This window comes from Haloflavibacter putidus (assembly GCF_006546625.1).
Taxonomy (GTDB): domain Bacteria; phylum Bacteroidota; class Bacteroidia; order Flavobacteriales; family Flavobacteriaceae; genus Mesonia; species Mesonia putida.
The window spans coordinates 70,226-83,178 of sequence record NZ_VIAR01000007.1 but is presented as its reverse complement, the minus strand read 5'-3'; the positions used below and the strand labels follow the sequence as shown (position 1 = coordinate 83,178).

The window sequence follows — 12,953 nt, the reverse complement described above, 5'->3', positions numbered from 1 at the left end:
TTTGGGGATTGTTTCCAAACGACTTTTTAAATAAAATAAGGCATTTTTACATTTTTTTTAATAACTGCTCAAACACTTCACGTTTAAGTTTTCTTACCCTTTGAACGTGTTGGGTAAGTTCATTTTTGAAACTTTGATGCTCGTTAAGGTAAAAAGTCTCGCAATGCACATCTTCGCATTCTATGATACCTTCAGAATCTTTGTAATAATCTACCAGCTGCAAACTGTAATAATTATTACGTTCACGTAGGTTTTTTATTTTTTCTAAAAGCTCGTTTTGAACCTCTTGCGCATCTACTAATAGAAATTGAATGTTCTTTTTAAAAAAATCTAATTCGGTGTTGATAAAGGTTATTTCATTCTGCCAAGATTTAATGTCTTTATCCAGATTTAATTTCTGAATATCATCTTGGTCATAATGGTTTCTAATTTCATCGCTCATCACTTAGTTCTTTTTTGGGTTGTACAACGTCTACAATTTTAATCACATTGGGACCCGAAGGAAAATGCCAATCTACTTCATCACCTTTGGCATAACCAATTAGAGCAGACCCCATTGGCGCTAAGATAGAAATTTTATTTTGTTTTATATCGCTTTTTTCCGGTGTAACCAATTGGTATGTTTTGGCCGGGCCAAAAGGTGTTTCTATGGTTACCATAGAGTCAAACCGAATCACATCGTCAGGCATTTTGTCTCCCTTTACAACCTTTGCGTGCTCCAATTCTTCGTGTAGCTTAGAAATGGATGCTCTATAAGTTTTGTCGTTTAGATAATGGCCCATAGCCATAATGCGCTTTAATCTTTCATGTTCACGCTTTTCTAATATTAAAGTTTTGTATTTCATAATTGCATGATATTAAAATTGCCATAATTGCTTTCAAAATAACCAAAAAGCAATTATGGCTTATTTAAATTTTATAGCAAATAATATGCTAAATCAATAAAATCTTTACGATTTATGGGAAAATCCCTCTTTGCACGTAAGCTTGTTCAATTCTAGAAATAGCAATAATATAAGCCGCTGTTCTCCAATCGGTTTGTTCTTCTTTTACTGCTTTTTCTACTTTTTTGAAAGACTCGGTAAGTTTTTTCTCAATACGTTGCATTACTTCGTCTAACTGCCATAACTCACCACTGCGGTTTTGTAACCACTCAAAATAACTTCCTATAACTCCACCAGAGTTGCACAAAATATCTGGAATGATTACCACGCCGTTTTTCAGTAATATTTTTTCGGCATCGTTGGTAGTTGGGCCGTTTGCACCTTCTGCAATCACTTTAGCTTTTACATCATTAGCATTTTGATCTGTAATTTGGTTACCCAAAGCAGCAGGAATCAAAATATCTACTTCTAAACCAAAAAATTTAGACGGGTCTATACTTTCGGCTTGTTCATAACCTTGAATAGAACCTTTACGTGGTTTGCAATGTTCTTGCAAAGCGGCTACATCTATACCTTTATCATCGTAAATTGTATCGTGTGCATCTTGTACAGCTACAAGTTTTGCGCCATCACGTGTTAGGAAATGAGAGGCCCATTGGCCAACATTACCAAAACCTTGTACGGCAAAAGTTTTTCCTGCTAAAGTTTCGCCTTGACCCTCTACATACAATTTTATATTTAAATAAACTCCAAAGCCGGTAGCTCTATCTCTACCTTCCAAACCTGCTGCACCTACTGGTTTTCCGGTAACTACGTGTTGATTTTGCGATCTGGCAGAAGATGGTTTGGTAGACATATACGTATCTAAAATCCAAGCCATGGTTTGTGCATTGGTATTAACGTCTGGAGCAGGAATGTCTTGTTCTGGTCCAATATTTTCACCTAACGAATAAGTGAATCGTCGTGTAATACGCTCCAATTCTGCTAATGAATAATCTCTAGGATCCAATTGCACTCCTCCTTTAGCGCCACCAAATGGTAAACCTACAAGAGAAGTTTTCCAGGTCATCCACATAGCTAAAGCTTTAGCATCATTCACATCTATACTTGGGTGGTAACGTAAACCTCCTTTATAAGGTCCTAAAGCGTTATTGTGTTGTACACGATAGCCGGTAAAAATTTCTACCTCTCCGTTATCCATTTTGACAGGAAAATGCACAATAATCTCATTATTGGTTATCCCTAAAATTTTTCGAATGTTTTTATTCAGATCCATACGGTCTGCAACCTGATTAAACTGGTCCATTACGTTATCGTACATGGTTTTAGCCTTCATAGTTTCTGTTTTACTCATATTTTCCAACTAATTTTTCCAATAATTTTTTATTATACCATTAGCTTATCTAATGGCTTCAAATCACTTTATAATTTTATGGTTTTTACTTTCAGCTTTTAAAAATAAACATAAGAAAGACCCCCTTTCTACTAATATAGTAAAGATGGCATTTTCTCACTTTATCAAAAGTAAGTATTATTCTAGGTATTAACTAATTAAAGCCAATAATTATTTATGACTTTTATCAGTCTGTTTCTCCTGCAAATAGATTTAATTTCACTTATATTTTTTCGTTATTTTAAAGAGATTTTATAAGAACTTTATAACCTTGAGAAGGTATTTCTCTAAAAAGACATTCCGTAAAGAGAAATCCTCCTAAAATTTATTTTTGACCACTACGGAATCTAAAAATTAATACATTTGAAAGTAGTTAATCTGTAAGAATGAATTGGATTTTATTGATTATTGGAGGACTTTTTGAAGTTGGCTTTGCGTTTTGTTTAGGAAAAGCAAAAGGCGCCACAGGCAATACCGCTTTATTATGGTATGGCGGTTTTGTACTTTCTTTGGCAATTAGCATGACTTTTTTGGTAAAAGCTTCGCAAAATTTACCCATTGGTACTGCCTATGCCGTATGGACCGGAATTGGTGCCGTGGGTAGCGTAGCAATGGGAATTGTGTTTTTTAAAGAACCGGCAGAGTTTTGGCGTTTGTTTTTTATGTTCACCTTAATTGCTTCTATTGTTGGGCTTAAAGTGGTGAGTAATTAGCAAAGGTTTCTACGCTATACGTTTATAATTTGCAATACCTGTATAACGCTCGTCCGGCATAATGGGCATATGTGTTATTTTTGTTATTTGCAAATTTACATAACCCATTTCTTCTTTTACCAAACCTACGCAGCGGTAAATACCCTTGGCTCGTACCGGATATTGCTGCGCAATTTTTGGAAAATGCACCGTATCAAAAACCTGAAATTTATAATCGTAGAAGGTACCAAAATACATATATTCTCCTTTGCTTGTTTTGGTGGTTTTTATCGTGATTAAATAACCATACATAACTACCGGTTTATCTTTGTATCTCAACAAATTAGCCGCGGTTAACTTGCTGTCTATTTTATGTTGCAATAATTTAAAGGGATGCCCTAAACTAAAACCCAACAAATTTATTTGGTCATAAGACTGCGCCAAAAAAGAAGCTTTAAAAGAAGGCAACGTATAGGCTTGCATTTTACTACGAAACAGTTTTTCTTGGTTCGTTTTAATTTTATTTTTATTCTGAATAAAATGTGCTTGCCATAACAACTCGTATTTGTTTTTTTCCGTAAAACGAAAGGCTTCTATCTTTATTAAAATACTAAGCTGCTCTATCGAAATGGAAACCCGTTCCAGAAAATTTTCCAACGAAAGAAAATCGCCATAAAACTGCCGGTTTTCTAATATATCCCGAATGGTTTTTTGTTCTAATTCTTTTAAATATCCAAAACCTAAATACACTTTTTTACCATAAATAGCCGTAGGATGATCGCTTTTGTTTACACAAGGCAAATGCAACTCGCCGCCTTGGTTTTCTATTTCGCGCAAATAGGTTTCTACTCTATAAAAACCCCCGCCGTTATTAATGGCCGCCACCATAAACTCTAAAGGAAAATAGCATTTTAAATACAAACTCTGGTAACTTTCTACCGCATAAGAAGCAGAGTGTCCTTTAGGAAAAGCATACCCGGCAAAAGAAGAAATTTGCGTCCAGATTTCTTCTACCAAAGCCGAATCGTGTTTTCTTTGTTTGCAGTTTTCTTTAAACTTGGTTTCTATGCTTTGCATTTTTTCTTTAGAGGTTTTTTTACCACTCATCCCGCGTCGCAACACGTCTGCATCTTCCAAATCTAAACCTGCAAAATGATGCGCCACTTTCATTACGTCTTCTTGGTAAACCATTACCCCATACGTATCTGGCATAATTTTATACAATACCGGATGCGCTTCTTTTCGCTTTCGCGGAAATCGATGCCGCTTGATAAACTCTTCTTTCATACCTGCGCTAGAAACGCCTGGTCTAATTATAGAACTTGCCGCTACCAGATTTAAATAATTATCTGTTTGCAACTTGATAAGCAAGCCGCGCATTGCGGGAGATTCTATATAAAAAACCCCCATACAATCGCCGGTTTTTAAAAGTTGATTTATAGCCGGATCTTCTTTAAAAACCTTCACTTCTTCTAAGTTTTTCACAACCGCTTCTGGCTGATTTTCTTTTACCAAAGCCACGGTATCTTTAATTTTTGAGAGTCCGCGTTGTGCTAAAATATCAAATTTATGAATACCAACTTCCTCGCTAATATTCATATCAATTTGTATAGTGGCAAAACCTTTAGGAGGCAAAAAAGTAGCGGCAAAATTATAAACCGAAGCATTTAAAATTAAAATTCCGCCAGAGTGTACACTCACATAATTGGGCAAACCTTCTATGTATTTTCCGTATTTAACTACTAATTTTTCCAGCTTATCTAAATTCTGATAAGTGTAATAGCCGGCACTTAATTTATCTATATTTTCTTTCGGTAAACCAAAAACTTTACCTATTTCACGCATCACGGCTTTGCGTTTAAAGGTTACGTAAGTTCCCATTAAAGCCGTGTTTTCGTATTTTTCAAAAATATACCGGGTTACTTGCTCTCTGTCTTTCCAAGAAAAATCTATATCAAAATCTGGTGGAGAGCTGCGATTGGAGTTTATAAAACGCTCAAAATACAAGTCTAATTCTATAGGATCTACATTGGTAATTCCTAAGATATAAGCTACGATAGAATTTGCGCCGCTACCTCTACCAATAAAAGGAAAATCCATACGTTTGGCATATTCTACAATATCCAGATTAATTAAAAAATAAGAAACAAAACGCATTTTTATAATAGCCTGCAATTCTTTTTCAAGCCGCTGGTGCACTTTTGAAGAAGCATTGGGATAACGCTTGTTTAAATTTTTGTAACAAAGTTGTTTTAAAGAAGCAATATCTTCTTTTTCGGAAGCACCAAATCTTTGTAAATTAACATTTTGCCGGGTATCAAAAGAAAAATCTATCTTGCATTTTTCTAAAAGTTGTTGTGTGTTTTCTATAATATATTTACAGTCTTTTAAACGCGTAAACAATTCGGTTTTTGTATGAAAAGTGTCTTCTATCGCGCCTTGCTGATTTTCTGGCAACTTGCTTAACAAACAATTATTATCTATGGCGCGCAACAACCGGTGCGTGTTAAAATGTTTTTTGCTTAAAAAACTTACAGGCTGCAACAAAACTATTTTATGCTTATATGCTTTTAAAGCAGAAAATTGATAAGCGTTAAGCTCTTTTAAAGAAACCCCAATAAACTCGTTAGCAGTTAAACTTTTCGGATTTATTTTTGGGTACTGATTTTTCTCGGCTGTAAAAGAAGCAAACGGATAAATAATAAAACAATCGTCTAATTTGGGCGCGCGAAGATCAAAGTCTTTTTTATCGTGTAAATACTCCGACAAAAATTGGTTTAAATTTCTAAAACCTGTATTGTTTTTTGCTAAACCTACAAATTTTTGTTGAGCATTATTTCTAAAATCAATACCCACTACCGGCTGAATATTTTGCTTTTGCGCGTGTTTAATAAATTGCAAACATCCAGAAGTAGAATTGACATCTGTTAAAGCAAGTTGTTTAAAGTGGTTCTTTTTGGCCAAAGCACAAAGCTCTTCTTCCAAAAGAACACCATAACGCAACGAATATCTAGAATGACAATTAAGGTACATTTTTTATTACTGATTTCTATGCGCTAACACAACCGGAGGTTCGCCGTTAAACGGATTTTGCCCTCCGCCAATAGTGCGTGTTCCTAAGGTTGAAGCCCGTAACACGCTGTGTTCGCCATATTTATTTTTAATTTTATCTAAAGATTGGTACAAATGCAGCATTTTTTGCGAATCGTCAAAAAGGTTTATTTGGTAATTGCCACCAACAATATTAGAGAGTTTCACGCCTATTAACCTAATTAACATTCTGCGGTTGTACAATTTATGAAACAACTCTAAAGCCAAAGGCTGTAAAATGTGATCTGCACTGGTGTACGGAATTTTCTGTTGCTTGGTATAGGTCTTATAATCAGAATATTTGATTTTTATGCTAATGTTGGCGGTCAATTTATTGGCACTGCGCAGTTGGTAAGACAAACTTTCTGTCATTGCTTTTATGGTAGCCGTTAACCGCATTACATCTATGGTATCTTTATTAAAAGTACGCTCCATAGAAATAGATTTGCGCTCGTGAAATGGAATAATTGGCGTATTGTCTATGCCTTGTGCGCGTAGCCAAATGGTTTTTCCGTTTTTTCCTAAAACGCTTTCCAGCATTTCTACCGGCATTTTTTGTACCGTATGAATATGCTGAATGCCCAGATTTATTAATTTTTGATAAGTCGCACTTCCCACCTGCGGAATTTTCCTTACGGAAAGTGGCGCTAAAAAGTCTTTTTCGGTGCCGGTTTCTATAATGCGGTGGTTGTTGGGTTTGGCTTCTCCTGTAGCTATTTTTGAAACAATTTTATTTTGCGATAAACCAAATGAAATAGGCAAACCACTTTCTTTTATAATTTTTTGTCGCAACTCTCCGGCAAATTTTTGTATCCCGAAAAAACGATCCATTCCGGTTAAATCTGCATAAAATTCATCTACGCTGGCTTTCTCGAAAGTTGGTACTTCGTTTTTTATAATTTGGGTAACCACATGTGAGTGCTTGGTATAGGTAGAAGCATTGCCTTTTATTACGGTGGCTTGCGGACATAAATTACGGGCAACTTTCATAGACATGCCACTGTGCACACCAAATTTCCTGGTTTCGTAACTGCAAGCGGCTACCACGCCTCTATCTCCCAAACCGCCTACCAGTAAGGGTTTATTTTGCAGTTCTGTATTCAGTAAACGCTCTACCGAAACAAAAAAGGTATCTAAATCTAAATGTAATATAGATTTTGCTTTCATAAATTGGATTATTTCCTTTAAAACGGAATTATTCCAAAATTATAAAATTACCAACAAATTTAATGTAGTCTGACTGTTAAATGTTATGTCAATAATTCGTGAAAATTTTTTAGGAGAAATATTAATGTTTGGTAAAAAAACTAATTTTAGAAAGCAAAAATCTTTTCCGTGTAAACGAAAATAAAAAAGAGAAAAATACTATTTAATTTTATAAAAAAAAGCCTTTTCAGTTTCCAGAAAAGGCTTTTATAAGTATAGATTAAAGTGGTGGTTTATTTACCTTCCATTCTATCTTTTAAAGCTTGTAAGTCTGCGTTTGCATCTCCAAGTGTTGGCTTGTCTTCTTGTTTAGATTTCTTAGCCGCTTGTTTTACAATTTTAGCTTCTTCTTCTTTATGAATTGACATATGCGAAGCTACTACGCGCTTAAATTCTTTATTGAATTCAATGATTACAAATTCTGCTTCTTCTCCTTTTTGAAGTTTGCTACCGTCTTCTTTTTCTAAGTGACGTGTAGGTACAAATGCAGTAATATCTTCATTAAATTCTATAGTAGCACCTTTGTCTACAATTTCAGAAATTTCTGCGGTATGTTTTGTTCCAACTGCAAACTCTTTTTGGTATTTATCCCAAGGGTTAGCTTCTGTTTGTTTGTGGCCTAAGCTAAGTTTACGTCCTTCTACGTCTAATTCTAGAACAACAACTTCTAGCTTATCTCCTACATTACAAAACTCTGATGGATGCTTGATTTTCTTGGTCCAAGATAAGTCAGAAATATAAATAAGTCCGTCTATACCTTCTTCCAATTCTACAAACACACCAAAGTTGGTAAAGTTTCTTACAATACCGGTATGCTTAGAACCTACAGGATATTTAGTAGTAATATCTGTCCAAGGGTCTGGTGTTAATTGCTTAATACCAAGAGACATTTTACGCTCTTCTCTGTCTAAAGTTAAGATTTGCGCTTCTACCTCATCTCCTACATTTACAAAGTCTTGTGCAGAACGCAAGTGCGTAGACCAAGACATTTCAGAAACGTGGATTAAACCTTCTACTCCTTCTGCAACTTCAATAAATGCACCGTAATCTGCAATTACAACTACTTTACCTTTTACTTTATCGCCAACTTTTAAGTCTTCGTCTAAAGCTTCCCAAGGATGTTTGCTTAATTGTTTTAAACCTAACTGGATTCTTGTTTTAGCTTCGTCGAAGTCTAAAATTACCACATTTAATTTTTGGTCTAATTCTACAATCTCGTTAGGATGGTTAATTCTAGACCAAGAAAGGTCTGTAATGTGTACCAATCCGTCAACGCCACCAAGGTCTACAAACACACCGTAAGAAGTAATATTCTTAACAGTACCTTCTAATACTTGACCTTTTTCTAACTGACCAATAATTTCTTTTTTCTGCTCTTCAATATCTGCTTCGATAAGTGCTTTATGCGAAACAACAACGTTTTTAAATTCGTGATTAATTTTCACAACTTTAAACTCCATTGTTTTACCAACGTAGGCATCGTAGTCTCTAATTGGCTTCACATCTATTTGCGAGCCAGGTAAGAAAGCTTCTATACCAAATACGTCTACAATCATACCACCTTTGGTACGGCATTTTACATAACCGTTTACGATGGTACCTTCGTCGTGCGCTTTGTTTACACGATCCCAAGCATTAATCACACGTGCTTTACGGTGAGAAAGTACTAATTGACCGGTAGCGTCTTCACGCACATCTATAAGCACTTCTACTTTATCGCCTTCTTTAAGGTCTGGGTTGTAACGAAATTCGTTTAACGAAACAACGCCTTCACTTTTTGCATTGATGTCTATAATTGCATCACGATCTGTAATATTAATTACTGTTCCTTCTACAACTTCATCATCTAAAGTGTCTACAAAGTTTTCTTCTACCAATTTCTCAAATTCGTCCAACTTCTGATCATCAATCGGGTCTATACCTTCTTCATAATTGTGCCAGTTGAATTCTTCTAAGAATTTTTCAGGGTTTTGTTGTTGCGTTTCCGGCTCTGGTTGAGAATTGGCAGACAATCCTGCTACATCCTGAACTTCTAAATCTTTTTCTTTTTTATCTTCAGCCATTGCTGATCTATTATTTGTATCCTATATTTCTTCAGAAAATTAAACAGCTAAACATAGAAGTGTTTATAAATATAAATTTTTATCTCCCTTTTTCTTTCTGAATTGCTGTAAAAAGGGGTGCAAAAATACGATTTATTTTTTGATAATCAAAAGTTTGGAGTTGATTATTGGTTGAGCGGTGAATTGGTTAATTGGATAAACAGTTAAATGGCAAACCAGTTAATTCGTAAATTGAAAAACCTCAACGTAGCATCACACCAGGAATTTTTAATTCCGCTTAAAGCGGAAGTCATAGCTACTTTATTTTTTCTAATCTCTAATTCTCTATTCTCTCCTTCGCTAAGGCCAAAAGCTTTTCAAATTGCTCTTGCATTGTTATATTGGTATTGTCTATTAAAACTGCATCTTCTGCTTGTTTTAAAGGAGAGTCTTTGCGGGTGGTGTCTATTTGATCACGTTTTTCGAGATTGGCGAGTACTTCTTCAAAATTTACTTGAAAACCTTTTTCTAACAACTCGTCTAATCTTCTTTGCGCTCTTTTTTGACTGGAAGCGGTCATAAAGATTTTTAATTCGGCTTCGGGAAAGACTACTGTACCAATATCGCGGCCATCCATTACAATGCCTTTGTTTTTTCCTAAATGGGTTTGCACTTCTACTTGTTTTCTGCGCACTTCGGGAATGGCTGCAATCTGACTAACATAAGCCGAGACTGCCATACTTCTAATTTCGCCTTCTACATTTTCGCCATTCAAATAAACTTCCGCAAAGCCTTTTTGGTGATTAAATTTAAAACTAAGATTAATCTCGTTTAGTTGCTTGATTAATTCTTCTTTTTTAAATATATCGTTCCCAATTAAATTTTGGCGCATCGCAAAAAGTGTAACCGCGCGGTACATAGCGCCGGTATCTACATACACATAGCCTAAGTTTTTGGCTAATTGTTTGGCTACCGTACTTTTTCCGGTAGAAGAATATCCGTCTATGGCAATAATTATTTTTCGCAAAAGCTAGTAAAAGTTTGTGGTGATAAAATTACAATTTATTTACGGGATGCCTAATTACTTTTTAACGCAAATCTATATTTAGCCCAAAGAAACTAGAGCTGGCCGCACTGCTATATCTCGCATAGGAATAACTAAGCCTTATTTTATTAAACTTTACGGATAAGCCAGCGCTCAAGCCGGCAAAAGATCGCTGATCTACAATACGCAATTCTTCTCCGCGTCTAAAACTATAGCCTAAACGCAAATTAAAACCTCCTTGCGGAAAAAGCTCTAACCCCAATATGGTATGTCGCAATGCATTATTTAAAAAACCTGGATCGTCTTTTACCGTATTGCCGTCTAAATCTGTTTCGTCTCTATTGGTGTTTCTAAAAGCAATATTCCATTCTTGTAAATTTTCTAAGGTAAGGTGCCACCTAATAGGAACTTCCTGCAACTCTTGTGAGATAGCCACATCTACTTCCAACGGAAGTTTTTCATAAATTTCATCATAAGGTGTAAACTGCGTCCCAACGTTGCGCACTACCCCGGCAACAATTAAATCCCAATCTTGGTAATAATAGGTTAAACCGAAGTCTAAAGCGCCTCCAAAAGAAGAATATTGTTCTAATTTGGAAGAAATAAGTTTAGCATTTACACCAACATAAAAATCGGAATAAGGAAAATTGTAAGCATAACCAAAAGATAAAGCTGCTTCTCCTCCGGTAAAATCTCCCGTAGCTTCACCAAACTCATCATAACCATCAAAAATACCGTAATTTACATAGGTTATCCCGGCATGTAAAACTTGCGTACGACGGTCTAACAAATAGGCATAAGAGGCAGTACCATAATTAACGTCCGCAAAATAATTTACATAATTTACAGACAGCTGATTATCCATCTCATAATTTATATTGGCTGGATTATACAATCCGGAAGTTGGATCAAAATCATAGGTGGTAATATTTTTTCCGCCAAGAGCGGCTTGTCTGGGAGAAGCTACCAAGTTTAAAAATTGGTAAGTAGATTGACCACCAATTTGCGCTGTTAGTGTATAACTGCACAAAATAACACATAAAAAGCTCCATTTTTTTACCATAAATGCAAAAAGCCGCTTGAGGGTATAAAACGGTTAAGGTCTTATTTTATTTTCTAAGCTTTTGAGTAAAATAAAAAAGTCCTGCCAGAAACAAGACTTTTTTAAGAGTAGGTTATAATTTTTTAAAAAACGTTAGGATCTAAATAATCTGGCGTACCATCGTTATCAGAATCAATAAAGTTTATCTCGTCTTCGGTTATAATTCCGTCGTCATTAGTATCTTCTACTTCTATTTCTTCTATAGTTGGTGTGCCATCGCCATCATCGTCTGCGTCTAAGTAATTAGGAGTTCTATCGCCATCGGTATCATCATCAAAGTCTATTAAAATTCCATCCTCATCTAAATCTTCCATGAAAGATGGAATGCCATCGTTATCGTGATCTGCTTGTATACCTTTATACAATTGAAAACCGAATATTAAAGATTCATATTGCCCAATTGGCGTTCCTATTGGTGGTTCTGCAAAATATGCCAAGCCAGAAGGAATAAAAACGGCTCCAATTCCAAAATCATCTGAGTAGCTAACGGTTCCATCTCCGTTTTCTTCAAAAGAAGAAGCTCCTTTAAATTCGTTTATAGCTTCTGTAAAACCAGTAATAAAGCCATTATTACCCGTTCCCGGAAGATCAAAACGAGCAGGGTTTACGGTCTCGTCAAAAGTGGTACCGTCAAATAATTCGCCACGATAGGTAATAACTACCTCATCTGCAAATGTGGGCTGGTATTCTTCCGGAGCACCGGCACGAATTTTAAGATAATATAAAGTATAATCTACCTCACCTCTAGTTACGATTTTAGATTCTAACATACTAGACTCCATTATTGGCGTCTTATCTACATTAAGACCTTCGATCTTACCAAATTCAACACGTTGGTAATTTGGGTTTAACGGGTTGTTTACTAATTCAAAAAAGTGAGTTTCCATATACTCTACTATTTGCTCATGGTTTTCTTGCGCTACCTCCGCTACGTCACGATAGGCAGGACCTTGAGGGGCATCATCATCCTCGCAAGAAATTAACGCGACTAAGGAAAATAAGAATAAAATTTTTGTTAGTTTCATTATTGCTTCTTTTTTGGGCTGCAAGATACAATTTTCTTAATAGTTTTGTTATCGTGCAAAGCTAATTTAATAGTTAGAAAAATGAGAGTCGATAAATATTTATGGTGTGTGCGCTATTTCAAAACAAGAAGTTTGGCTACAAAAGCCTGTAAAAAAGGGCATGTAAAAATTGATGGGAACTCTGTAAAGCCATCCCGAGAAATTTTTCCGGCAGATAAAATGGAGGTCCGTAAAAATCAAGTAAATTACCAAATAGAGGTGCTGGACATTCCGCCTTCACGTGTTGGCGCCAAACTGGTAAGCCTTTATCTAGTAGATAAAACTCCAAAAGAAAATTTAGAAAAATTAGATTTATTAAAATACTCTAAAGACTACTATAGAAAAAAAGGCACTGGCCGACCTACAAAAAAAGATCGTAGAGATTTAGAAGACTTTAAGGAAGAAAGCAAGGATGAAGAAATTTAATTATCTTTG

General features: G+C 35.4%; 11 protein-coding genes. 2 read left to right on the top strand and 9 right to left on the bottom strand.

The features are described from left to right. Positions 1-46: 46 nt before the first annotated feature. The 3 genes from FKR84_RS08435 to FKR84_RS08425 form a co-directional block, all read right to left on the bottom strand. On the bottom strand, positions 47-442 hold the full coding sequence (locus FKR84_RS08435; RefSeq protein ID WP_141421859.1) for a hypothetical protein: 396 nt from the start codon (positions 440-442) through the stop codon (positions 47-49). Then, positions 432-845 (bottom strand): GreA/GreB family elongation factor, encoded by a 414-nt coding sequence (locus FKR84_RS08430; RefSeq protein WP_141421858.1) that lies wholly within the window; start codon positions 843-845, stop codon positions 432-434. Before FKR84_RS08430 ends, FKR84_RS08435 begins: the two co-directional genes overlap by 11 nt. A gap of 112 nt (positions 846-957) precedes the next feature. Then, positions 958-2,238 (bottom strand): Glu/Leu/Phe/Val family dehydrogenase, encoded by a 1,281-nt coding sequence (locus FKR84_RS08425; protein ID WP_141421857.1) that lies wholly within the window; start codon positions 2,236-2,238, stop codon positions 958-960. Positions 2,239-2,663: 425 nt separating this feature from the next. Here FKR84_RS08425 and FKR84_RS08420 point away from each other — a divergent pair, with 425 nt between their 5' ends. Continuing rightward, positions 2,664-2,990, top strand: a complete 327-nt coding sequence (locus FKR84_RS08420) for a DMT family transporter (protein WP_141421856.1) — start codon at positions 2,664-2,666, stop codon at positions 2,988-2,990. 9 nt (positions 2,991-2,999) lie between these two features. Here the strand turns inward: FKR84_RS08420 and FKR84_RS08415 are convergent, their stop codons facing one another. From FKR84_RS08415 to FKR84_RS08390, 6 genes are all read right to left on the bottom strand, one after another. After that, positions 3,000-6,002, bottom strand: coding sequence for a DNA polymerase III subunit alpha (locus FKR84_RS08415; protein ID WP_141421855.1), 3,003 nt, complete (start codon positions 6,000-6,002; stop codon positions 3,000-3,002). A 6-nt stretch (positions 6,003-6,008) separates the two neighbouring features. Beyond that, positions 6,009-7,226 carry a DNA polymerase IV gene (gene dinB, locus FKR84_RS08410; RefSeq protein WP_141421854.1) on the bottom strand — a complete coding sequence of 406 codons (1,218 nt, stop codon included), beginning with the start codon at positions 7,224-7,226 and terminating at the stop codon, positions 6,009-6,011. Positions 7,227-7,498: 272 nt separating this feature from the next. Next, positions 7,499-9,328, bottom strand: coding sequence for a 30S ribosomal protein S1 (gene rpsA / locus FKR84_RS08405; RefSeq protein ID WP_141421853.1), 1,830 nt, complete (start codon positions 9,326-9,328; stop codon positions 7,499-7,501). 316 nt (positions 9,329-9,644) lie between these two features. Beyond that, the gene (gene cmk, locus FKR84_RS08400) at positions 9,645-10,334 is read right to left on the bottom strand and encodes a (d)CMP kinase (protein WP_141421852.1); all 690 of its coding nucleotides are present in this window, start codon (positions 10,332-10,334) and stop codon (positions 9,645-9,647) included. Between the two features lie 61 nt (positions 10,335-10,395). Further along, positions 10,396-11,415 carry a type IX secretion system protein PorQ gene (porQ, locus tag FKR84_RS08395; protein WP_141421851.1) on the bottom strand — a complete coding sequence of 340 codons (1,020 nt, stop codon included), beginning with the start codon at positions 11,413-11,415 and terminating at the stop codon, positions 10,396-10,398. Between the two features lie 122 nt (positions 11,416-11,537). Further along, entirely contained in the window at positions 11,538-12,479 is a 942-nt protein-coding gene (locus tag FKR84_RS08390; RefSeq protein ID WP_141421850.1) for an FKBP-type peptidyl-prolyl cis-trans isomerase, read from the bottom strand. Between the two features lie 81 nt (positions 12,480-12,560). Here FKR84_RS08390 and FKR84_RS08385 point away from each other — a divergent pair, with 81 nt between their 5' ends. After that, positions 12,561-12,944 carry an RNA-binding S4 domain-containing protein gene (locus FKR84_RS08385; protein WP_141421849.1) on the top strand — a complete coding sequence of 128 codons (384 nt, stop codon included), beginning with the start codon at positions 12,561-12,563 and terminating at the stop codon, positions 12,942-12,944. Positions 12,945-12,953: the final 9 nt, after the last annotated feature.

Coding starts and splice junctions, on each gene's coding strand:
- rpsA (WP_141421853.1), bottom strand. CDS start 9,328: ATGGCTGAAGATAAAAAAGAAAAAGATTTAGAAGTTCAGGATGTAGCA.
- FKR84_RS08420 (WP_141421856.1), top strand. CDS start 2,664: ATGAATTGGATTTTATTGATTATTGGAGGACTTTTTGAAGTTGGCTTT.
- porQ (WP_141421851.1), bottom strand. CDS start 11,415: ATGGTAAAAAAATGGAGCTTTTTATGTGTTATTTTGTGCAGTTATACA.
- FKR84_RS08425 (WP_141421857.1), bottom strand. CDS start 2,238: ATGAGTAAAACAGAAACTATGAAGGCTAAAACCATGTACGATAACGTA.
- FKR84_RS08385 (WP_141421849.1), top strand. CDS start 12,561: ATGAGAGTCGATAAATATTTATGGTGTGTGCGCTATTTCAAAACAAGA.
- FKR84_RS08390 (WP_141421850.1), bottom strand. CDS start 12,479: ATGAAACTAACAAAAATTTTATTCTTATTTTCCTTAGTCGCGTTAATT.
- FKR84_RS08430 (WP_141421858.1), bottom strand. CDS start 845: ATGAAATACAAAACTTTAATATTAGAAAAGCGTGAACATGAAAGATTA.
- dinB (WP_141421854.1), bottom strand. CDS start 7,226: ATGAAAGCAAAATCTATATTACATTTAGATTTAGATACCTTTTTTGTT.
- FKR84_RS08435 (WP_141421859.1), bottom strand. CDS start 442: ATGAGCGATGAAATTAGAAACCATTATGACCAAGATGATATTCAGAAA.
- FKR84_RS08415 (WP_141421855.1), bottom strand. CDS start 6,002: ATGTACCTTAATTGTCATTCTAGATATTCGTTGCGTTATGGTGTTCTT.